Below are 21,575 nucleotides of genomic sequence, written 5' to 3'. Positions count from 1 at the left end.
TGCGATTCAGGGTTCTATGTGAAAGTGGCTGTTGAGCTGCGCGCCAATGCTTCGACGAAGGCAATGCGCGCAGATCGCCGAACAGCTTCCGGATCGGTTTGACGGTTAATTTTAGGAGCACCCCCAATGAGCTTCGGCGCCGATGAAGAAATCCTTCAGGATTTTCTGGTAGAGGCCGGCGAGATTCTGGAGCAGTTGTCCGAGCAGTTGGTCGAGCTGGAAAGCCGGCCGGACGATGCGGACCTGCTCAATGCAATTTTTCGCGGTTTTCACACTGTAAAAGGGGGCGCCGGCTTCCTCCAGCTCAACGAGCTGGTTGAATGCTGTCACATCGCCGAAAACGTGTTCGACATCCTGCGCAAAGGTGAGCGCCGGGTCGACGCGGAACTCATGGACGTTGTGCTCGAAGCCCTGGACACCGTCAACAGCATGTTCGGTCAGGTGCGCGAGCGTTCGGACATCACGCCGGCCACGCCTGAACTGCTTGCTGCGCTTTCCCGCCTGGCAGAGCCTGCGTCGGCTGACGAAGTGGCTGCCGCGCCCGCTCCTGTGGCGCCGGAGCCGGTGGCCGAAGCGCCGTCCGAAGACATCACCGATCAGGAATTCGAACAACTGCTGGACTCGCTGAATGCGGTCAAGGCCGAAGCGGCGGGTGCCGTTGCTTCGACCCCGGCCCCGGCGACGCCTGCACAGTCGTCTGGCGACGCGCCAAGCGACGAGATCACTGACGCCGAATTCGAATCGCTGCTGGATCAGTTGCACGGCAAGGGCCAGTTCGCCGTCGATGCGGTCGCACCAGCTGCCGCCGCGGCGCCGGCTTCCGAAGCCGCCAGCGACGAAATCACCGACGACGAATTCGAAGCATTGCTCGATCAACTGCATGGCAAGGGCTCGTTCTCGCCCGAAGCCGGTGCCGCTGCCCCTGTGGCTGCTGCCGCTGCAGCGCCGGCCGCCACCGAGGCGAAAGGCTCGGGCGACGAAATCACTGAAAACGAATTCGAAGACTTGCTCGATCAGCTTCACGGTAAAGGCAAATTCGAACCGGGCGTGGCCGCCACCGCCGTCGCACCGGTGAAGAAGGCCGAGCCCGCCAAGGTCGAAGCGCCAAAAGTCGAGCCTGCCAAAGCAGCGCCTGCCCCGGCTACCGCTGCCCCGGCCAAGGCCGCTCCAGCCGCCGCACCTGCCGCCGCTCGTGCCCCGGCACCTGCCGCTGGCGAGAAGCCGCCGGCCGAAGCGGAAACCACCGTGCGCGTCGACACCGCGCGGCTGGACGAAATCATGAACATGGTCGGCGAGCTGGTGCTGGTGCGTAACCGTCTGGTACGCCTGGGTGCCAACAGCTCGGACGAAGCCATGTCCAAGGCCGTGTCCAATCTGGACGTGGTCACCGCTGACCTGCAGACCGCGGTGATGAAAACCCGCATGCAGCCGATCAAGAAAGTCTTCGGTCGCTTCCCGCGACTGGTCCGCGATCTGGCGCGTCAGCTCAAGAAAGAAATCAACCTTGAACTGGTGGGTGAAGAAACCGACCTGGACAAGAACCTGGTCGAGGCGCTGGCCGACCCGCTGGTGCACTTGGTGCGCAACGCGGTTGACCACGGCATCGAATCCCCGGAAGAGCGTGAAGCATCGGGCAAGGCCCGGGGCGGTCGCGTGGTGCTCTCGGCGGAACAGGAAGGCGACCACATCCTGCTGTCGATTTCCGATGACGGCAAAGGCATGGACCCGGCAGTGCTGCGTGCCATCGCAGTCAAGCGCGGGGTCATGGACAAGGATGCCGCAGATCGTCTGAGCGACACCGATTGCTACAACCTGATTTTCGCGCCGGGCTTCTCGACCAAGACCGAGATTTCCGACGTGTCCGGCCGTGGCGTGGGCATGGACGTGGTGAAAACCAAGATTGCCCAGCTCAACGGTTCGATCAACATCTACTCGACCAAGGGCCAGGGCTCGAAGATCGTCATCAAGGTGCCGTTGACCCTGGCGATCATGCCGACCCTGATGGTGATGCTGGGCAACCAGGCGTTCGCGTTCCCGCTGGTCAACGTCAACGAGATCTTCCATCTGGACTTGTCGACCACCAATGTCGTCGACGGTCAGGAAGTGGTCATCGTGCGCGACAAGGCACTGCCGCTGTTCTACCTCAAGCGCTGGCTGGTCAGCTCTGCCGTTCACGAAGAGCAGCGAGAAGGCCACGTGGTGATCCTTTCGGTGGGCACGCAGCGGATCGGCTTTGTCGTCGATCAACTGGTCGGCCAGGAAGAAGTGGTCATCAAGCCGTTGGGCAAGATGCTGCAGGGGACGCCGGGCATGTCAGGCGCCACCATTACCGGCGACGGTCGCATCGCGCTGATTCTCGATGTTCCGAGCATGCTCAAGCGTTACGCCGCACGGCGTATCTGATCGATGGGGCCGGCGTGGGTGGCGGTACCTGGCGGGACCGATTCGGTTGGGTGACGTTGCAGGGTCGGCTTCCGCCGGGAAGGGTCGATCCTGCAAGTCGATGCCGACCGGGTCCCGCAAGTCGGTGCCGCTCGCCAATTGTGGCCCAAGCGATGTGATTCAGGCCGCGCCAGCCCTCGGGGTAGCGCGGGCCCAATGGAGTGTTTATGGCAGTCAAGGTTCTCGTCGTGGACGATTCGGGTTTTTTCCGTCGTCGCGTCTCGGAAATTCTCTCTTCAGATTCCACGATTCAAGTGGTCGGCACGGCCACCAATGGCAGGGAAGCCATTGACCAGGCCCTGGCGCTCAAGCCTGACGTGATCACCATGGACTACGAAATGCCGATGATGGATGGCATTACCGCGGTTCGTCACATCATGCAGCGCTGCCCGACACCGGTTCTGATGTTCTCATCGCTGACCCACGAAGGCGCCCGTGTCACCCTCGATGCGCTCGACGCCGGCGCCGTGGATTTCCTGCCGAAAAACTTCGAAGACATCTCGCGTAATCCCGAGAAGGTCAAGCAGATGCTGTGCGAAAAGGTGCACAGCATCTCCCGCAGCAACCGTCGTTTCAGCGGATTGGGCAGCAGCGCAGCGGCGCCAGCCCCGACGCCGACGCCCGCGCCGACCTCCACGGCACCGCGCACGACTCACGCCGCGCCGACGCCTGCCGCGCGCCCGGCGCCTGCGCCAGCGCGCACGTCTCCCACTGGTCATTCAGCCGGGCATCATGCCCCGGCGTCGCCTGCGCCCAAGCGCAAGGCCTACAAACTGGTCGCGATCGGCACCTCGACCGGTGGCCCGGTCGCGCTGCAACGCGTGCTCACTCAATTGCCCGCCAATTTCCCGGCTCCGATCGTGCTCATCCAGCACATGCCCGCAGCGTTCACCAAGGCGTTCGCCGAGCGTCTGGACAAGCTCTGCCGGATCAGCGTCAAAGAAGCGGAAGACGGCGACATTCTGCGTCCGGGCCTTGCGTTGCTCGCCCCCGGTGGCAAGCAGATGATGGTCGACGGTCGCGGGGCGGTGAAAATCCTGCCCGGTGACGAACGCCTGAACTACAAACCCTGCGTGGACATCACCTTCGGATCGGCGGCCAAGTCCTACGGCGATAAAGTGCTCGCCGTGGTCCTCACCGGCATGGGCGCGGACGGTCGCGAAGGCGCGCGTCTGCTCAAGCAGGGTGGCAGTCACATCTGGGCGCAGGACGAAGCCAGTTGCGTCATCTATGGCATGCCGATGGCCATCGTCAAGGCCGACCTGGCTGACGCCGTCTACAGCCTGGACGATATCGGGCGCCATCTGGTCGAGGCCTGTGTCTGATGGATGTTTTGACGCTCATAGGGATCATTCTGGCCTTCGTCGCCATCATCGGCGGCAACTTTCTGGAAGGCGGTCATCTCGGCGCCTTGCTGAACGGGCCTGCTGCACTGATCGTGCTCGGCGGAACGCTGGCGGCGTGTCTGCTGCAAACGCCGATGAGCGCGTTCAAGCGGGCGATCCAGATCTTCATCTGGATTCTGTTTCCGCCGCGCATCGATCTGGCCGGTGGCATCGACCGTGTCGTGTCGTGGAGCCTGACCGCGCGCAAGGAAGGCCTGCTGGGCCTTGAGTCGGTCGCGGACAGCGAGCCTGATGCCTACTCGCGCAAAGGCCTGCAATTGCTGGTCGACGGTGCTGAGCCTGAGGCCATTCGCAGCATTCTGGAGGTGGACTTCATGACCCAGGAAAGCCGCGACATTCAGGCCGCGAAAGTCTACGAAAGCATGGGCGGCTATGCGCCGACCGTGGGCATCATCGGTGCGGTGATGGGCCTTATTCATGTCATGGGCAACCTGGCCGACCCGAATCAACTGGGCAGCGGCATCGCCGTAGCGTTCGTCGCCACCATCTACGGCGTGGCTTCGGCCAACCTCATCCTGCTGCCGGTCGCCAACAAGCTCAAGGCCGTTGCCCTGCGCCAGTCGCGCTATCGCGAAATGCTGCTCGAAGGGCTGCTGTCCATCGCCGAAGGTGAGAACCCGCGTTCGATCGAACTGAAGCTGCAAGGCTTCATGGAGTGATGGACTGATGGCCCGTCGACGTCGCCACGAAGAACACGAAAATCACGAGCGCTGGCTGGTGTCCTATGCGGACTTCATCACCTTGCTGTTCGCGTTTTTCGTGGTCATGTACTCCATCTCCTCGCTGAACGAAGGCAAGTACAAAGTGCTGTCCGAGGCGCTGGTCGGCGTGTTCAACGAAGCCGAGCGCAGCGTGAAACCCATCCCGATCGGCGAGCAGAAACCGCAGACCGTGCGTCCTGCCGATCCGCTGGTGCAAGACAGCGAACAGACCGATGCGGCGCTGGGGCAGGGCGCTCAAGACCCGCTGAAATCCATCGCCGACGACGTCAATGCAGCGTTCGGTGATCTGATCGCTTCGAAGCAGATGACCGTGCGCGGCAATGAGCTGTGGATCGAGATCGAGCTCAATTCCAGCCTGCTGTTCGGCAGCGGCGATGCCATGCCGAGCAATCAGGCGTTCGACCTGATCGACAAGGTGTCCAAAATCATCAAGCCGTTCGACAACCCGATCCACGTCGAGGGCTTCACCGACGACCAGCCGATCAACTCGGCGCAGTATCCGAGCAACTGGGAACTGTCGTCGGCGCGGGCATCGAGCATTGTGCGCATGCTGGCCATGGACGGGATCAACCCGGTGCGCATGGCTTCGGTCGGTTATGGCGAATTCCAGCCGCTGACTTCCAATGCGACCGCCGATGGCCGCGCGCGCAATCGCCGTGTCGTGCTGGTGATCTCGCGCAATCTGGACGTGCGCCGCAGCCTGACCGGGTCCGGCACTGCGGCCAATGCAAAACCCGATGCGGCGTTGCGCCGTGCTGGCACACAAACTGCACCTGTCCCAGCCAAACCGCCGCAAGGCGTCAAATCTTCGTCACCTGCCCCTTAAATCGGTCTCGGTCATCATCATGGTCGGGGGGAATACGAACACATGAGAGTCTGGGCAGTAGCCAATCAGAAAGGCGGGGTCGGCAAGACCACCACCTCAATCGCCCTAGCCGGTCTGCTGGCCGAGGCGGGCAAGCGCGTGGTCGTCGTTGACCTCGACCCGCATGGTTCGATGACCAGCTATTTCGGCCATGATCCCGATGCGCTGGAGCACAGCTGTTTCGACCTGTTCCTGCACAAGGGCTCGGTGCCCGACGGGCTGCCGGGTCAACTGTTGCTGCCGACCAGCGATCAACGTATTTCTCTGTTGCCGTCCAGCACCGCGCTGGCCACGCTCGAGCGCCAGTCGCCGGGGCAGAGCGGCCTTGGCCTGGTGATTGCCAAGAGCCTGGCGCAACTGTGGCAGGACTTCGATTACGCGATCATCGACAGCCCGCCGTTGCTGGGCGTGCTGATGGTCAATGCGCTGGCGGCGAGTCAGCAGTTGGCGATCCCGGTGCAGACCGAATTCCTGGCGGTGAAAGGCCTGGAGCGAATGGTCAACACGCTGGCGATGATCAACCGCTCGCGCAAGGTGCCGTTGCCGTACACCATCGTGCCGACGCTGTTCGACCGCCGCACTCAGGCCTCGATGAGCACCCTCAAGTTGCTGCGCGACAGCTATCCGGAGCATGTCTGGAAGGCGTTCATTCCGGTCGATACCCGGCTGCGCGACGCCAGCCGTGCCGGGGTCACCCCGTCGCAGTACGACAACAAGAGTCGTGGAGTGCTGGCCTACCGGACGTTGCTCAAGCACATGCTCACCGAGCAACTCGTCGGGCAGGTGGCCTGAGGTGTCCGCTGATCGTATATTCCCGAGCAAAGCGCCTGCGCGCTCAAGTCGGCTGACCCTGCAGCCGATATCTGGTTCAGGCGGTAATCGCATCACTTATTTTCGGGCTCCCGTATGAACCGCCCTCTGGACATCGCATCACGACCACAACTGGCGCTGCAGAATTACCTCGACGCGTTGCTGCAGGACGCGACCGAGGAATTGCAGGTCGTCGAGAGCATTGATGAGTTTCAAGCAGCCGTGCTCGAAGAGCAGGCCCACGATGAACGCATGCGCACGGCTGTCGCCGAGGCGGTGAAGGCTGCTGCGCCGGTGGTTCAGCCGCCGATGTCGCGTCCGGCGCCGGTGTCGCTGGCGTTTACGCCCCAGGAAGCACCGGCTGTTGCGGCGCCTGTGAGTCGTCCTGCGGTCGTGGCCGAACCGGTGGCCGCTCGCGTGCTGGAAAAACCGGTCTTGTTGCCGCCGGTGATCGCGCCGCCTGTGATTGAAGCGCCCGTGGTTGAGGCGCCTTTGCCGGAAGCTCTGGTTGCCGAATCTGCGGTGGCGCTGGTGGAGCCAGTGGCCGATGTGCACCTGCCGGCACAGCGCACGCCGACCCCGCCGCCGACCTCGGACGAGCGTCCGGCATGGGCGGATGAGCCGTTCGAATGCCTGCTGTTCGATGTCGCCGGCTTGACGCTTGCGGTGCCGCTGGTGTGCCTGGGCTCGATCTACCCGCTGGCCGGGCATGACCTGACGCCGCTCTTCGGTCAGCCGGACTGGTTTCTCGGGATCCTGCCCAGCCAGGCCGGCAACCTCAAGGTGCTGGACACCGCGCGCTGGATCATGCCAGACCGCTATCGCGACGACTTCCGCCAGGGCCTGCAATACGTGATTTCGGTGCAGGGCTATGAGTGGGGACTGGCGGTGCATCAGGTCAGCCGTTCGCTGCGCCTGGACCCGAACGAAATCAAATGGCGCACTCAACGCGGTCAGCGGCCCTGGCTTGCCGGGACGGTGATCGAGCACATGTGTGCGCTGCTGGACGTTTCCGAACTGGCCGAGCTGATTGCCAGCGGCGCGGTCAAGCAGATGCAATCACGCAAATAAACAGCTTCAACTAAACACAGGCCGGCGCTGATCGCGTCGTCCTTACAGCACAACACGCAAGGGGTTAGGGGTATGAAGAAGTCGTCAGCACAGGGTTCCGAAGATCCGATTCTGCAATGGGTCACCTTCCGCCTGGACAACGAGTCGTATGGCATCAACGTGATGCAGGTTCAGGAAGTGCTGCGCTACACCGAGATCGCTCCGGTCCCGGGCGCGCCAAGCTACGTGCTGGGCATCATCAACCTGCGCGGTAATGTCGTCACGGTCATCGACACCCGTCAGCGCTTTGGTCTGCCACCGGTTGAAGTCAGCGACAACACGCGTATCGTGATCATCGAGGCCGATAAGCAAGTGGTTGGGATCCTGGTCGACAGCGTGGCTGAAGTGGTTTATCTGCGTCAGTCGGAAGTGGAAACGGCGCCAAACGTCGGCAACGACGAGTCCGCCAAGTTCATCCAGGGCGTCTGCAACAAGAACGGCGAGCTGCTGATCCTCGTGGAACTGGACAAAATGATGTCCGAGGAAGAGTGGTCCGAGCTGGAGAACATCTGATTGATCCTTGAGGTTGCGGTAATTTTTCTGGCGGTATTGTGGGTCGCGAGCGTCGCGATGTTCATGGCCTACACCAAACGCCAGCGCACACTGGCCACGCAGCAGCTTGAAGCTGATTCGCTGCGTGACCAGCGCATTCGCGAACTTGCCCGTCGCCTTGAGCATTATCAGGGTGGCACGGTGAAAATGGGCGAAGACCTGCATGAGCTGCGCTCCATCGTCTCGCCGCTGCCGGACAAGATCACCGCGCTGGAGCAGCGCGACCCTTCCACACTGTCCTTCGCCCAGGCCGCACGCCTGGTCAGCATGGGCGCCAGCGTCGACGAACTCACGCAGTCCTGCGGCCTGACCCAGGCCGAAGCACAGTTGATGAGCAAGTTGCACGGGCATAACTGAAGAGGGCGGCATCACCTGCCGCCCTCTGATCCTGCCTCGCGGTGGGGGTCAGTCAACTGCCGTTAAAGCCCTTCCGATTAATGGCTTTACACCCGACGCCTTCCCGGCTAAAGCCGGTCCTACGAAAAGCTTGCAGAGTCTGTAGGACCAACTTTAGCCGGGAAGAGGGCGGTGCATCCGTTAGAGATGCAGCGGCTGGAAGTCAGTCTTCTGCACTTTCAGTGGCCGGAATATAGCGTTCGCGAGCAAGCTCGCTCTCACGGGTTTTGTGTGTGGACACCGTATGAGTTGACGCCGTTTTTCAGGTGGGAGTGAGCTTGCTCACGATGGGGCCGATATGTTCGCCGGAGAGACGCCTGACAATCGGCCCTCGAGTTCTGTGCTCGACACAGTCCTGGCAACGCCACGAATCCCTTGTAGGAGCGCGCTTGCCCGCGATCTGGCGCGCAGCGGCAGCGGAATCGGATGACGCGGTATGTCGGGCAGACTGCATGGCCGGGCTTTACGACGACTGTGTCGCCGATCGCGGGACAAGCCACGCTCCTACGGGTAGTGCATCAAGCTTTCGCGAGCAAGCTCGCCCGGTCAGGTGCCTGGCACGAGACCACGGCCTGCCGCAATGCCCATGTGGGAGTGAGCTTGCTCACGAAGAGGTCCGTACATCCGCTGCACTTTCAGTGGCCGGAATATAGCGTTCGCGATCAAGCTCGCTCCCGCAGGTTTTGTGTGTGGACACCGTATGAGTTGACGCCGTTCTCAGGTGGGAGTGAGCTTGCTCACGAAGAGGCCCGTACATCCGCTGCACTTTTAGTGACCGGAATATAGCTTTCGCGAGCAAGCTCGCTCCCGCAGGTTTTGTGCGTGGATACCGTATAAGTCGACGCCGTTTTCAGGTGGGAGTGAGCTTGCTCACGATGGGGCCGATATGTTCGCCGGAGAGACGCCTGACAATCGGCCCTCGAGTTTTGTGCTCGACACAGTCCTGGCAACGCCACAAATCCCATGTAGGAGCGTGGCTTGCCCGCGATCTGGCGCGCAGCGGCAGCAGAATCGGATGACGCGGTACATCAGGCAGACCGCATAGCCCGGATTCACGACGACTGCGTCGCCGATCGCGGGACAAGCCACGCTCCTACGGGTAGTGCATCAAGTTTTCGCGAGCAAGCTCGCTCCCGCAGGTTTTGTGTGTGGACACCGTCTGAGTTGACGCCGCTTTTCAGGTGGGAGTGAGCTTGCTCACGAAGAGGCCCGTACATCCGCTGCACTTTCCAGTGGCCGGAATATAGCGTTCGCGAACAAGCTCGCTTCCACGGATTTTGTGCTCGGCTCGCAACCTGCCATCGCCACAAATCCCCGTAGGCGCGAATCTATTCACGAAAAAGCCGGTGTCCGCTGGCAGGCGCGCACTTGCGCGCGATGGCGGGTCAGTTTCGCCCGGGGGTGATGTCTCTTTCCACTGGCGGCGGATTCGGGTCGAAGCCTGTGGGGAATTTGCCCTTCAGGTGCCAGGCGAACGCGATGATTTCGGCAATCGTCAGGTACAGCTCTTGCGGAATGCTGTCGCCCAGCTCAAGGCGCGCGAGCATTTTCACCAGTTCGGCGTTTTCGTAGATCGGGACTTTGTACTCCCGCGCAATGGCCAGAATCGCTTCCGCCAGCGTGTCATCGCCCTTGGCGGTCAGGGTTGGTGCTTGCTGGCCGTCGTAGCTGAGCGCGATGGCCTGACGCGGGGTGTGTTCGGGTGTGCTCATCAGGCGTTCTCGTCGATCCAGCGTTGTTCCAGCACCGTTCGCGGCCCTTGTGGCGGGGTGCCGCGGTTGCATTCCAGTTCCTTGACGTTCAGGCCGCACGCCACCAGGCGTGCGCGCAGGTTGTCCAGCTCGCCGGCGATCAGCTCGGCGCTGCCTTCGCGCTCGGCCCACAACTGACTGGCGATGTTCCCTGCGATCAGTTGGGCCTGCACTTGCAGCGGGCCGAGCGGTTCGAGATCGAATGCCAGTTCGACCCGCCACAGTTTTTCCTTCTCGCGCTGCTCAGCATGGGCGCCCTGTGCGTGGTCGTCGGTTTCAGGTTTTTCCTCGCGCTGGACCTTCACTTGCAGCGGCACGATGTCATGGGCATTGCGCATCGGGATTTCCAGCTGCCAGGTCGTCACCTGCGTGCCATCGGCATGGGTGCGCGTCTGCTCAAGCCCGCCCAGTTGATGGCTCTGCAGACGCGAAATGGCGCCGGCCGCCAGTTTCAACAGCGTTTCCAGATCGTCCTTGTCCTGCGGGCTGCCCAGTGTACGCGCCGGTAGCGGGAAATTGGTCGGCTGAGTCGGCGCGGCGACCAGGCCAAGGGTCCCCAGCGCATTGCGGATGACGCTGGGCATGGCGCGCGCCAGGGTATTCGCGGCGGCAGCGGCGTCATAGCTGGCGTTGTTCGGCAGGCCGGGGAGGATCTGGGTGATCAGCCTCAGCAGGTTGGCCTTCATGTCCGGCACCAGCGTCGGGTTCATCCCCGCGAGCAACCGCGACTCCATAAAAAGCCCGCTGGCGCTCAAGGCCTGGGCGACGCCCTTGGCGCTGGTCATCTGCGTCAGATCGGGCAAGTCAGCCAGCAGTTGCTCGATGCTCGCACGCAGCGCCGGTGTGAGGTTGTCGGCTCCGCCACTGGCCGGCGACGGCAGATTTTGCAGCGCGGTCAGCAGGCTTTGCAGCGACCCCTGACGGCTTTGCTGTGTCGACAGTTGCTGCGCCAGCGCCAGTTCATCGAGGCGGTTGGGCAGCGCTACGAAATTGAGCGCCTGACTGCTCTGCACCTGCGCGCTGAGCAGGCTGCCCACGCGCAATGGCTGCGGGCTGTCGATGGTCAGGCTGCTGCCAGCCAGCGCGGTGTTGAGCAGCATGACGATGGAACGATAACCGGCTGGCTGCGCAGCGCCGCCAGCAGATGTCTGGCCGGTCAGTTGTGCGACGTTCTGCGCAGCCACTTGCGTGGTCAGCACCTTGCCTTGCAGCAACGTGCCGGCCGGCAGCTGACGGGTGTCGATGCTCGTCAGGCTGTTGGTGACGGCTTTCTGCAGGTCCTGCACGCTGATGGTCAGCGTGTCGGCCGAGCCTTGGGCGACGTTGACGTTGGTGCCCGGCGTCAACGGTAATGAGCTGCTGACCGGGAGGGTGGTCTGCCGTCCGTTGTCCATCGTCAGCTTGAGCAGCAACTGGAAGTCCTGACCCTGCTGCTTGAGGCTCACCACCTCGGCGTTGGCGACCTGTCCCGAATTCAGCAGGCCTTCGCGCGGCTCCATCAGCTTGAGCACCTCGCCGGCCGGAACGCCCGCGCGCAACAAGGCCGTGGCGGCTGCTACTGGAGAGAGATGGGGTATGTCGCCTGTCATCGGATCCTGACTCGATAAATTTGCGCTCTGGCGGCCTGGTCAGGCGGCGTCAGCGTTCCTGACATGTATAATCCCGCGCCGACGTCATCGGCGGGCTACCGTTAAGCTGCATCAGTATAACGGCCGCCGCGACCCTGACTTGAACCGCCGTGCACACCTGCTATCCGAAAAGAAGGTCCACATGTCGATCCCCGTTTTAGAAGCCGTGGCGCTTGCGTGCGAGCGAGACTGGCGGCTGCTGTTCGAGCATCTCGAGCTGCGCTTGACGGCGGGTGACATGGTGCAGGTCAGCGGCCCGAACGGCAGCGGCAAGACGAGCCTGTTGCGCCTGCTGTGCGGCCTGATGCCGCCCACCGCCGGCGAGGTTCTGCTCGATGGCAGGCCCCTTGGCGAGCAACGCGGCGAACTGACGCGCAACCTGCTGTGGATCGGTCACGCCGCGGGCATCAAAGACCTGCTGACACCGGTCGAGAACCTTCTATGGCTCTGCGCCCTGCACCGCGCGGTCGACACCGACGACATCTGGCGGGCCCTCGAAGCGGTTGGACTGCGCGGATTCGAAGACGTGCCGTGCCACACGCTGTCAGCCGGCCAGCGTCGCCGCGTGGCGCTGGCGCGGCTCTATCTGCCGGGCCCCGGATTGTGGATGCTCGACGAGCCGTTCACCGCGCTGGACAAGCAAGGAGTCGCCCAGCTTGAAGAACATCTGGCCGGGCACTGCGAGAAGGGCGGGGCCGTGGTGCTGACCACTCACCACACGCTGACCCGCAAACCGGCCGGTTATCGGGATCTGGACCTGGGGCAATGGGCCGTATGAGTCATGTGTTCACGCTGCTGATCGCCCGCGAGGCCCGCTTGCTGTTCCGGCGCCCGGCCGAGCTGCTCAATCCACTGGTATTCTTCGCCATCGTCATCGCGCTGTTCCCTTTGGCAGTGGGCCCTGAAACGCAACTGCTGCAGCGCCTGTCGCCGGGTCTGGTGTGGGTCGCCGCGCTGTTGTCGGTCCTGTTGTCACTGGACGGGCTGTTTCGCAGTGATTTTGAAGACGGTTCACTTGAACAGTGGGTGCTTTCGTCGCACCCTTTGTCCTTGCTGGTGCTGGCCAAAGTGCTGGCGCACTGGGCGTTCTCCGGGCTTGCACTGGTGTTGCTGGCACCGGTGCTCGCGTTGATGCTGGGTCTGCCGAGCGCGTGTCTGCCGGTGCTGTTGCTGTCACTGCTGCTGGGCACGCCGGTGCTCAGTCTGCTGGGCGCCGTCGGCGCAGCGCTGACAGTGGGACTCAAACGCGGCGGTCTGCTGCTGGCGTTGTTGATTCTGCCGCTGTACATCCCGGTGCTGATTCTGGGCAGCGGCGCCCTTCAGGCTGCACTTGAGGGCATGCCTGCGACCGGCTATCTGCTTTGGCTTGGCAGCCTGACGGCTCTGGCGGTAACCCTTACACCTTTTGCAATAGCTGCTGGCCTGAAAATCAGCGTTGGCGAATAATCGGGCTTGACCGTTCGGACAGTTTTTTGAGGTCGGCCCTGGACGCTTCAGTGATAAGAAGCGCCTGGTCATAAAGCACACCGTGATGAAAAGGCAGCGTGATGAACACAAGCGCCAAGGCTAAAAGCGGCATGAGTTGGGCCTGGTTCCACAAACTTGGATCGCCGAAATGGTTCTACGGCATCAGCGGTCGTCTGTTGCCATGGTTGAGTATCGCCGCCGCGGTGCTGATCGGCATCGGCGTGGTCTGGGGCTTGGCATTCGCCCCGCCGGATTACCAGCAAGGCAACAGTTTCCGCATCATCTACATCCATGTTCCGTCGGCGATGCTGGCTCAGTCCTGCTACGTGATGCTGGCCGTCTGCGGCGTCGTCGGGCTGGTCTGGAAGATGAAGATGGCCGATGTCGCGTTGCAGTGCGCAGCGCCCATCGGCGCGTGGATGACGGCCGTGGCGCTGGTCACGGGCGCGATCTGGGGCAAGCCCACATGGGGTTCATGGTGGGTGTGGGACGCAAGGCTGACTTCCATGCTGATCCTGCTGTTCCTGTACTTCGGCCTGATCGCCCTGGGTAACGCCATCACCAATCGCGACAGCGCCGCCAAGGCCTGCGCGGTGTTGGCGATTGTCGGCGTCATCAACATCCCGATCATCAAATACTCGGTCCAGTGGTGGAACACGCTGCATCAGGGCGCAACGTTCAGCCTGACCGAAAAACCGGCCATGCCCGCTGAAATGTGGCTGCCGTTGCTGTTCACCGCGCTGGGCTTTTATTGCTTCTTCGGCGCCGTCCTGCTGCTGCGGATGCGCCTGGAGGTTCTCAAGCGCGAGTCTCGCGCCAGTTGGGTCAAGGACGAAGTCTTGAAGAGCCTGGGGCGTGCGCCCGGCCGTGGAGGCGTGCGATGAGCTTTGCGTCTTTTGGCGACTTTCTGGCCATGGGCAAACATGGGCTGTTCGTCTGGACCGCTTACGGCATCTGCATGGCGGTGCTGGTCATCAACGTTCTGTCACCGCTGTTGGCGCGTCGGCGTTACCTGCAACAAGAGGCGCGTCGTTTGCGCCGGGAGAGCAATACGTGAATCCGCTGCGGAAAAAGCGCCTGTTGATCATCGTGGCGATACTCGCCGGGGTCGGTATTGCGGTCACTCTGGCGCTCAGCGCTTTGCAAGAGAACATCAACCTGTTTTACACGCCGACCCAGATCGCGGGCGGCGAGGCACCTCATGACACCCGCATCCGCGCCGGCGGCATGGTCGAGAAGGGCTCGCTGCAACGCTCGGCGGACTCGCTGGACGTGACGTTCGTCGTCACCGATTTCAACAAGTCGGTGACCATCACCTATCGCGGCATTCTGCCGGACCTGTTCCGCGAAGGGCAGGGCATCGTCGCGCTGGGCAAACTCAATGCCGATGGCGTGGTGGTGGCCGATGAAGTGCTGGCCAAACACGACGAGAAATACATGCCGCCTGAAGTGACCAAGGCGCTCAAAGACAGCGGCCAGCCGGCGCCGGGCGCATCCGCCTCGCCCGCGGCGCAGCCAGAAAAGCAGGGGTAAGCCATGATTCCCGAACTCGGTCATCTGGCCATGATCCTGGCGCTGTGCTTTGCCTTAGTGCAGGCCGTGGTGCCGTTGCTCGGCGCCTGGCGCGGCGATCGTCTGTGGATGAGCCTGGCTCAGCCGGCAGCGTGGGGGCAGTTCGCCTTTTTGCTGTTCGCTTTCGGCAGCCTCGCGTACTCGTTCATGGTCGATGATTTCTCGGTGGCCTATATCGCCGAAAACTCCAACAGCGCCCTGCCGTGGTACTACAAATTCAGCGCCGTCTGGGGCGCGCATGAGGGCTCCTTGCTGCTGTGGGCGCTGATCCTCGGCGGCTGGACCTTCGCGGTGTCGGTGTTCTCGCGACAACTGCCGCAAATCATGCTGGCCCGCGTGCTGGCGGTCATGGGCATGATCAGCATCGGCTTCCTGCTGTTCCTGATCCTGACCTCCAACCCCTTCAGCCGCATCCTGCCGCAGGTGCCGCAGGACGGGCGCGACCTCAACCCGTTGCTTCAGGACCCGGGGCTGATCATTCACCCGCCGATGCTGTACATGGGTTACGTGGGCTTCTCGGTGGCCTTCGCTTTCGCGATTGCCGCCTTGCTCGGTGGGCGTCTGGATGCGGCATGGGCGCGCTGGTCGCGTCCCTGGACAATCATCGCGTGGGCATTCCTGGGTTTTGGCATCACCCTGGGATCCTGGTGGGCGTATTACGAATTGGGCTGGGGCGGCTGGTGGTTCTGGGACCCGGTGGAAAACGCCTCGTTCATGCCCTGGCTGGTCGGCACCGCGCTGATTCACTCGCTGGCGGTCACCGAAAAGCGCGGCGTGTTCAAAAGCTGGACCGTGTTGTTGGCCATCGCGGCGTTTTCCTTGAGCCTGCTTGGCACGTTCCTGGTGCGCTCCGGCGTGCTGACGTCGGTGCATGCGTTTGCGTCGGATCCGGCACGCGGCGTGTTCATTCTGGTGTTTCTGTTAATGGTCGTCGGCGGCTCACTGACCCTGTTCGCGATTCGCGCGCCAGTGGTGAAGAGCCACGTCGGTTTCAGCCTGTGGTCTCGGGAAACCCTGCTGCTGGGCAACAATCTGGTGCTGGTGGTCGCTGCCTCGATGATTCTGCTCGGCACGCTTTATCCGCTGGTACTGGATGCCCTGAGCGGGGCGAAAATGTCGGTGGGCCCGCCGTATTTCAACGCGCTGTTCGTGCCGCTGATGGGCCTGCTCATGGCGGTGATGGCGGTGGGTGTACTGGTGCGCTGGAAAGACACGCCGGTGAAGTGGCTGATGAGCATGCTTGCGCCGGTACTGGTCGGCAGCGCAGTGCTGGCGGTCGTCGCAGGCTTTGCCATGGCCGATTTCCACTGGGCCGTCGTCGCGACGTTCCTGCTGGCGGCGTGGGTGTTGCTGGCCGGTGTGCGCGACTTGCTCGACAAGACCCGCCACAAAGGTCTGCTCAAAGGCATGCGCTCGCTGACCCGCAGCTACTGGGGCATGCAACTGGCGCACATCGGCATCGCCGTCGTGGCCTTGGGCGTGGTGCTGTCGAGCCAGAACAGTGCCGAGCGCGACTTGCGTCTGGCGCCCGGTGAATCCGTCGAACTGGGTGGCTATCAATTCGTCTTCGAAGGTGCCCGACACATTCAGGGCCCCAATTTCACCTCTGACGAAGGCACCATTCGTGTGCTCGAAGACGGTAAGGAAATCACTGTGCTGCATCCGGAAAAACGCCTGTACACCGTGCAGCGCTCGATGATGACCGAGGCCGGCATCGACGCCGGTTTTACCCGTGATCTGTACGTCGCGATGGGCGAGCCGCTGGAAAACGGCGCGTGGGCGGTGCGTGTTCACGTCAAACCGTTCGTGCGCTGGATCTGGTTCGGTGGCTTGATCACCGCGTTGGGCGGCCTGTTGGCGGCGCTGGACAAGCGTTACAGGGTCAAGGTCAGAACCCGAGTGCGTGACGCCTTGGGCCTGTCGGGGGCCGCGGTATGAAGCGTTGGGTGTTGCTGATTCCGCTGGTGCTGTTCCTGGGCATGGCGGGCATTCTTTACAAGGGGCTGTTTCTTCAGCCTGATTTACTGCCCTCGGCGCTGATCGACAAGCCGTTCCCCGAGTTCGCCTTGCCTGCCGTGCAAGGGGGCAAGCCGCTGACCCGCGCTGACCTGTTGGGCAAGCCGGCACTGGTCAACGTCTGGGGCACCTGGTGCGTCGCCTGCCGCGTCGAGCATCCGGTGTTGACCCGACTTGCCGGGCAAGGCGTGGTCATCTACGGCGTCAACTACAAGGACGTCAACGCCGATGCATTGAAGTGGCTGCAGGATTTTCATGACCCGTACCAGCTCAACATCAATGATGAAGCCGGCAGTCTGGGTCTGAACCTGGGAGTGTACGGCGCCCCGGAAACCTTCCTGATCGACAGCAAGGGCATCATTCGTTACAAGCACGTCGGGGTGATCGACGACACGGTCTGGCGCGAAAAACTGGCCAGCCTGTATCAAGGACTGGTCGACGAGGGCAAACAATGAATGGCCCACGCGCGGCGGTGACATCACTGGCCTCATCGCGAGCAAGCTCGGCTCCTACAGGGATATCTGTCCAGCCCGGAACTTGCGGCAATGTTCGACCTGTTCAGCCCGACGCAGGCACTTACGCTGCACCGCGAAAGGCTGCACACACCTCATCGCGAGCAAGCTCGGCTGTGCCGATTGCGCGGTGGTTCGTGGGGCGGGTGGCTCGAGTGAGTCGTCGCTTTTTCGCGGCGGCGCTGCTGTCGTTGGGCAGCCTGGGCATCGCTCACGCCGCCATCGACGCCTACACCTTCAAGGACGAAGCCGAGCGCGCGCGATACGCCGAGCTGACCCGCGAATTGCGCTGCCCGAAATGCCAGAACCAGGACATCGCCGACTCTAACGCGCCCATCGCCGCCGATCTGCGTAAAGAGATCTATCGCATGCTCGGTGAAGGTCAGAGCAATCAGCAGATCATCGACTTCATGGTCGATCGTTATGGCGAGTTCGTGCGTTACAAACCCGAGCTCAACGCACACACCTGGCTGCTCTGGTTCGGTCCGGCCGGACTGTTGCTGGGCGGCGTGCTGTTGATCGGCGTGATCGTTGCCCGCCGTCGTCGTCAGCGCGACGACAGTGACGATGTGCTTTCCGACGAGGAGCGTCAGCGCCTCGCCCACCTGTTGGATAAAAACCGCGAATGATCGATTTCTGGCTAGCCGCCGGCCTGCTGTTGCTGGTTGCCCTGAGTTTCCTGCTGATTCCTGTCGTGCGTGGACGCCGCGCGCAAAGCGAAGAAGACCGCACCGCCCTCAATGTCGCGCTGTACCAGGAGCGCCTGGCCGAGCTGCAGACGCAGCAGCAGGAAGGCGTGCTGTCTGCCGCGCAGATGGACAGCGGCCGTGCCGAAGCGGCGCGCGAGTTGTTGGCTGACACGGAAGGTGGCGAGGCTGAACGCGTTTCAAAGCTGGGCAAGCCTTTGCCGGTGCTGGCCGCGGTACTGGTCCCCGTGTTGGCGCTGGCGCTGTACCTGCATTTCGGGGCCGCCGACAAGGTCGAGTTGACGCGCGAGTTTGCGCAACCACCGGGCTCACTGGCGCAGATGACCAATCGTCTGGAGCGTGCGGTCAAGGCTCAGCCGGATTCGGCCGAGAGCATTTATTTCCTCGCCCGTACTTATATGGCGCAGGACCGTCCTGCCGACGCGGCGGCGATGTTCGAGCGCGCAGTGGCGCTGGCCGGACGTCAGCCCGAGTTGCTCGGTCAATGGGCGCAGGCGCTGTACTTTGCCGGCAACAAGGCCTGGACGCCGCAGATTCAGGCGCTGGCGGATGAGGCGCTGAAACTCGATGCCAAGGAGGTCACCAGTCTGGGCCTGATGGGCATCAACGCGTTCGAAGGGCAGCACTATCAGGCGGCGATGGATTACTGGAAGCGTCTGTTGGCGGTCTTGCCGGCGAACGATCCTTCGCGGTCGGCCCTGGAAGGCGGCATCGCCCGGGCGAGCGACAAGCTGGTGCAGAGCGGCGGCACGCCTGCGGAGGCGCCGCTGGCGACGGCTCAACAGGCACGCCTGCGCGTGCGCGTCAGCCTGTCTGCGGCGCTGAGCGGCAACGTCCAGCCGAGTGACACGGTGTTCATTTTCGCCCGTGCGGTGTCCGGGCCGCCAGCACCTCTGGCGGTCAAGCGCGTGACGGTCGCCGACCTGCCGGTGGACGTGGAGCTCACCGATGCCGATGCGATGATGCCGCAGCTGAAACTGTCGAACTTTCCGGAAGTCCAACTCGTTGCTCGGGTCTCCCGCGCAGGTCAGCCCACTTCCGGCGAGTGGATCGGCCGCAGTCAGCCGCTGCCCAGCAACGTGACCGCGCGCCAGGCCTTGACCATCGACAGCCCCGATCAATAGCCGATCAAGCAGCGAGTAGAGAGCCTTATGTATCGCGTCGCACGTTTTGCCCTGTTGAGTCTGGTGGTGGGATTGACCGCAGCCTGTGCGGTGCAGCATCCGGGGCCACAGAGTTCGGAACCGATCCCGACCATTCCCGGACCGTCGCCGACGCCACAGCCTGGAACCCCGCGCACCACGCCGCAGACGCCGCCCTCGGCGCCGATTCCGTCGGGTCCGAAAACCTCCGCCAACTTTGCCCCGCCGCCCGGCGGCAACAGCCACTGGGATGCCAGACTTGGCGTGCACGTGCTGGATAATGTGCCGAACACCTTCTACCGCCAGCGCACGTACTATCGCTGGAACAACGGCTGGACCTGGTCCACATCGCCCAGCGGCCCGTGGCAGGAAACCGATTCGAGCGGCGTTCCGCCAGGCTTGAGCAGACAATTCGGTAATTGAGCCACAACGAAAAACGGCGACCTCTTCAGGTCGCCGTTCTGGTGTCTGCCGTGGCTTATTTGGCCGGGTAGATCTGGTCGAACACGCCGCCATCGATGAAATGGGTCTTCTGCACGGTGCGCCAGTCGCCGAAGGTTTTCTCCACCGACAGGAAATCGACTTTCGGGAAGCGGTCGGTGTACTTGGCCAGCACCGCCGGGTCTCTCGGACGCAGGTAGTTGGCCGCCGCGATCTCCTGACCTTCCGGCGACCACAGGTATTTCAGGTAGTCCTCGGCCAGGGCGCGAGTGCCTTTCTTGTCGACCACCTTGTCGACCACGCTCACCGGCGGCTCGGCTTCGGCGGAGACGCTTGGGTAAACCACTTCGAACTGATCGCGGCCGAACTCGCGGGCAATCATTTCCGCTTCGTTCTCAAAGGTCACCAGCACGTCGCCGATGTGGTTGGTCATGAACGTCGTGGTCGCGCCACGGCCACCGGTGTCCAGCACTGGCACGTGGCTGAACAGCGCGCCGACGAACTTCTTGGCAGCCGCTTCATCGCCACCGTTCTTCAGCGTATAGCCCCACGCCGACAGATAGGTGTAACGGCCGTTGCCGGACGTTTTCGGGTTTGGCACCACTACCTCGACGCCGTCTTTGATCAAGTCCGGCCAGTCCTTCAGAGCCTTCGGGTTGCCCTTGCGCACGATGAACACCGTGGCGGACGTGAACGGGGCGCTGTTGTTCGGCAGGCGGGTGACCCAGTTGTCAGGCACCAGCTTGCCGTTGTCGGCCAGCGCGTTGATGTCCGTCGCCATGTTCATGGTGATCACGTCTGCCTGGAGGCCGTCGATGACCGAGCGCGCCTGCTTGCTCGAGCCACCGAACGACATTTTCAGCGCGACGTCTTCCTTGTGCTCGGCCTGCCAGTGTTTCTGGAAGGCGGCGTTGTAATCCTTGTAGAAGTCGCGCATCACGTCGTACGAGACGTTGAGCAATTCGGGCGCGGCATGAGCGGCGCTGCCGAAGGCCATGCCAGCGGCCAGCAGAGAGGCGGCGAAGAGTCTGTTCACTGCGAATTCCTTTGTCGTGAGTAGAGTTATTCTTATGATGAAAGCGATGGCTAATGGCCGCGACTATAACGAAAACCTTTAAGCGCTTATAGATTAAAAACTCATGTGCTTATGTCCGGCTTGCCACCGGTTGGGCTTGGGATTGCGCCTGGGGCGGTGGCTGCAATGGAGTCGACTTTTGGGAACAGCGCATTGCCGCAGCGGGAGCAGAACGCGGCGCTCTGTTCGTGGTTGCTTTTGGCGCAGACCGGGCAATCGTGCTGCAACGCGTCACCGCGCATGGCGTTGGCCAGTTCGGCGGTAAAAATACCCGTTGGCACGGCGATGATCGAATAACCGGTGATCATCACCAGCGACGACAGAATCTGCCCCACGGGCGTCTTCGGGACGATGTCGCCAAAGCCGACCGTGGTCAGCGTGACGATAGCCCAGTAGATGCCTTTGGGAATGCTGGTGAAGCCGTGCTGCGGGCCTTCGATGACGTACATCAGCGTGCCGAAGACAATCACCAGCGTCGACACGGTCACCAGGAACACGATGATCTTCTGTTTGCTGCCGCGCAGGGCGGCGAGCAGGTAATTGGCCTGCTTCAGATACGGACTGAGCTTGAGCACGCGGAAGATCCGCAGCATCCGCACCACGCGCACGATCAGCAGATACTGCGCGTCGCTGTAATAGATCGCCAGGATGCCCGGCACAATCGCCAGCAGGTCGATCAGGCCGTAAAAGCTGAAGGCGTACTTCAACGGCTGCGGCGAACAGTACAGGCGCACCAGGTACTCGAGGGCGAAAATCGCCGTGAAACCCCATTCGACCCACGCCAGGATATCGCCGTAATCGCGATGAACCCTTTCGATGCTGTCGATGATCGCCACCAGCAGGCTGCAGAGGATGATCACCAACAGGATTTTATCGAAGCGTCGGCCGGGCTTCGTGTCGCTCTGAAAGACGATGATGCGCAATTGTTCGCGCAGGTCAGTATGGCTGTCCATGGGAGGGT

General features: G+C 62.5%; 22 protein-coding genes. 18 read left to right on the top strand and 4 right to left on the bottom strand.

Features of this window, described 5'->3' with window-relative positions:
* Positions 1-126: 126 nt before the first annotated feature.
* From AAGQ88_RS18480 to AAGQ88_RS18445, 8 genes are all read left to right on the top strand, one after another.
* The gene (locus AAGQ88_RS18480; RefSeq protein ID WP_342653203.1) at positions 127-2,403 is read left to right on the top strand and encodes a chemotaxis protein CheA; all 2,277 of its coding nucleotides are present in this window, start codon (positions 127-129) and stop codon (positions 2,401-2,403) included.
* 206 nt (positions 2,404-2,609) lie between these two features.
* On the top strand, positions 2,610-3,767 hold the full coding sequence (locus AAGQ88_RS18475) for a chemotaxis response regulator protein-glutamate methylesterase (RefSeq protein ID WP_342653202.1): 1,158 nt from the start codon (positions 2,610-2,612) through the stop codon (positions 3,765-3,767).
* Positions 3,767-4,507: a flagellar motor protein gene (locus tag AAGQ88_RS18470; protein ID WP_093459593.1), complete on the top strand. Its 741-nt coding sequence runs from the start codon at positions 3,767-3,769 to the stop codon at positions 4,505-4,507. The genes AAGQ88_RS18475 and AAGQ88_RS18470 overlap by 1 nt, the downstream gene beginning before the upstream one ends.
* A gap of 7 nt (positions 4,508-4,514) precedes the next feature.
* Positions 4,515-5,396 carry a flagellar motor protein MotD gene (gene motD, locus AAGQ88_RS18465; protein WP_093459590.1) on the top strand — a complete coding sequence of 294 codons (882 nt, stop codon included), beginning with the start codon at positions 4,515-4,517 and terminating at the stop codon, positions 5,394-5,396.
* 42 nt (positions 5,397-5,438) lie between these two features.
* On the top strand, positions 5,439-6,227 hold the full coding sequence (locus tag AAGQ88_RS18460) for a ParA family protein (RefSeq protein ID WP_093459587.1): 789 nt from the start codon (positions 5,439-5,441) through the stop codon (positions 6,225-6,227).
* A 114-nt stretch (positions 6,228-6,341) separates the two neighbouring features.
* On the top strand, positions 6,342-7,316 hold the full coding sequence (locus tag AAGQ88_RS18455) for a chemotaxis protein CheW (protein WP_342653201.1): 975 nt from the start codon (positions 6,342-6,344) through the stop codon (positions 7,314-7,316).
* A 72-nt stretch (positions 7,317-7,388) separates the two neighbouring features.
* On the top strand, positions 7,389-7,868 hold the full coding sequence (locus AAGQ88_RS18450) for a chemotaxis protein CheW (RefSeq protein WP_065987319.1): 480 nt from the start codon (positions 7,389-7,391) through the stop codon (positions 7,866-7,868).
* Positions 7,869-8,264 (top strand): DUF2802 domain-containing protein, encoded by a 396-nt coding sequence (locus AAGQ88_RS18445; protein ID WP_342653200.1) that lies wholly within the window; start codon positions 7,869-7,871, stop codon positions 8,262-8,264. It begins immediately after the preceding gene.
* A gap of 1,424 nt (positions 8,265-9,688) precedes the next feature.
* Here the strand turns inward: AAGQ88_RS18445 and AAGQ88_RS18440 are convergent.
* Entirely contained in the window at positions 9,689-10,015 is a 327-nt protein-coding gene (locus tag AAGQ88_RS18440; protein WP_093459578.1) for an EscU/YscU/HrcU family type III secretion system export apparatus switch protein, read from the bottom strand.
* On the bottom strand, positions 10,015-11,643 hold the full coding sequence (locus tag AAGQ88_RS18435; protein ID WP_342653199.1) for a flagellar hook-length control protein FliK: 1,629 nt from the start codon (positions 11,641-11,643) through the stop codon (positions 10,015-10,017). The genes AAGQ88_RS18440 and AAGQ88_RS18435 overlap by 1 nt, the downstream gene beginning before the upstream one ends.
* Before the next feature lie 181 nt (positions 11,644-11,824).
* Between AAGQ88_RS18435 and ccmA the strand changes: the two genes are divergently transcribed.
* From ccmA to AAGQ88_RS18385, 10 genes are all read left to right on the top strand, one after another.
* Positions 11,825-12,460, top strand: a complete 636-nt coding sequence (gene ccmA / locus AAGQ88_RS18430; protein ID WP_285425880.1) for a cytochrome c biogenesis heme-transporting ATPase CcmA — start codon at positions 11,825-11,827, stop codon at positions 12,458-12,460.
* The gene (gene ccmB / locus AAGQ88_RS18425; RefSeq protein WP_285425988.1) at positions 12,457-13,128 is read left to right on the top strand and encodes a heme exporter protein CcmB; all 672 of its coding nucleotides are present in this window, start codon (positions 12,457-12,459) and stop codon (positions 13,126-13,128) included. Before ccmA ends, ccmB begins: the two co-directional genes overlap by 4 nt.
* A gap of 131 nt (positions 13,129-13,259) precedes the next feature.
* Positions 13,260-14,033, top strand: coding sequence for a heme ABC transporter permease (locus AAGQ88_RS18420; protein ID WP_342655839.1), 774 nt, complete (start codon positions 13,260-13,262; stop codon positions 14,031-14,033).
* Entirely contained in the window at positions 14,030-14,206 is a 177-nt protein-coding gene (gene ccmD, locus AAGQ88_RS18415) for a heme exporter protein CcmD (protein ID WP_093459569.1), read from the top strand. Before AAGQ88_RS18420 ends, ccmD begins: the two co-directional genes overlap by 4 nt.
* On the top strand, positions 14,203-14,682 hold the full coding sequence (ccmE, locus tag AAGQ88_RS18410) for a cytochrome c maturation protein CcmE (protein WP_093459566.1): 480 nt from the start codon (positions 14,203-14,205) through the stop codon (positions 14,680-14,682). Before ccmD ends, ccmE begins: the two co-directional genes overlap by 4 nt.
* Positions 14,683-14,685: 3 nt before the next feature.
* Positions 14,686-16,659 carry a heme lyase CcmF/NrfE family subunit gene (locus AAGQ88_RS18405; RefSeq protein WP_342653198.1) on the top strand — a complete coding sequence of 658 codons (1,974 nt, stop codon included), beginning with the start codon at positions 14,686-14,688 and terminating at the stop codon, positions 16,657-16,659.
* On the top strand, positions 16,656-17,192 hold the full coding sequence (locus tag AAGQ88_RS18400) for a DsbE family thiol:disulfide interchange protein (protein WP_342653197.1): 537 nt from the start codon (positions 16,656-16,658) through the stop codon (positions 17,190-17,192). The genes AAGQ88_RS18405 and AAGQ88_RS18400 overlap by 4 nt, the downstream gene beginning before the upstream one ends.
* 212 nt (positions 17,193-17,404) lie before the next feature.
* Positions 17,405-17,878, top strand: a complete 474-nt coding sequence (locus AAGQ88_RS18395) for a cytochrome c-type biogenesis protein (RefSeq protein WP_342653196.1) — start codon at positions 17,405-17,407, stop codon at positions 17,876-17,878.
* A complete protein-coding gene (gene ccmI / locus AAGQ88_RS18390; RefSeq protein ID WP_342653195.1) occupies positions 17,875-19,080 on the top strand; it encodes a c-type cytochrome biogenesis protein CcmI in 1,206 nt (401 codons plus the stop codon). Before AAGQ88_RS18395 ends, ccmI begins: the two co-directional genes overlap by 4 nt.
* Positions 19,081-19,107: 27 nt before the next feature.
* Complete coding sequence (locus tag AAGQ88_RS18385) at positions 19,108-19,521, top strand: hypothetical protein (protein WP_342653194.1); 414 nt, start codon at positions 19,108-19,110, stop codon at positions 19,519-19,521.
* Between the two features lie 55 nt (positions 19,522-19,576).
* On the opposite strand, the gene AAGQ88_RS18380 is transcribed toward AAGQ88_RS18385, so the two are convergent.
* Both AAGQ88_RS18380 and AAGQ88_RS18375 read right to left on the bottom strand, forming a co-directional pair.
* Positions 19,577-20,575, bottom strand: a complete 999-nt coding sequence (locus tag AAGQ88_RS18380; RefSeq protein ID WP_093459552.1) for a sulfate ABC transporter substrate-binding protein — start codon at positions 20,573-20,575, stop codon at positions 19,577-19,579.
* Positions 20,576-20,676: 101 nt separating this feature from the next.
* Entirely contained in the window at positions 20,677-21,567 is an 891-nt protein-coding gene (locus AAGQ88_RS18375) for an ion transporter (RefSeq protein WP_285425885.1), read from the bottom strand.
* Positions 21,568-21,575 lie beyond the last annotated feature (8 nt).

This window comes from Pseudomonas sp. F3-2, from assembly GCF_038804275.1.
Lineage (GTDB): Bacteria > Pseudomonadota > Gammaproteobacteria > Pseudomonadales > Pseudomonadaceae > Aquipseudomonas.
The sequence above is the reverse complement of the archived record's forward strand: the minus strand, read 5'-3'. Positions and strand labels throughout refer to the sequence as shown.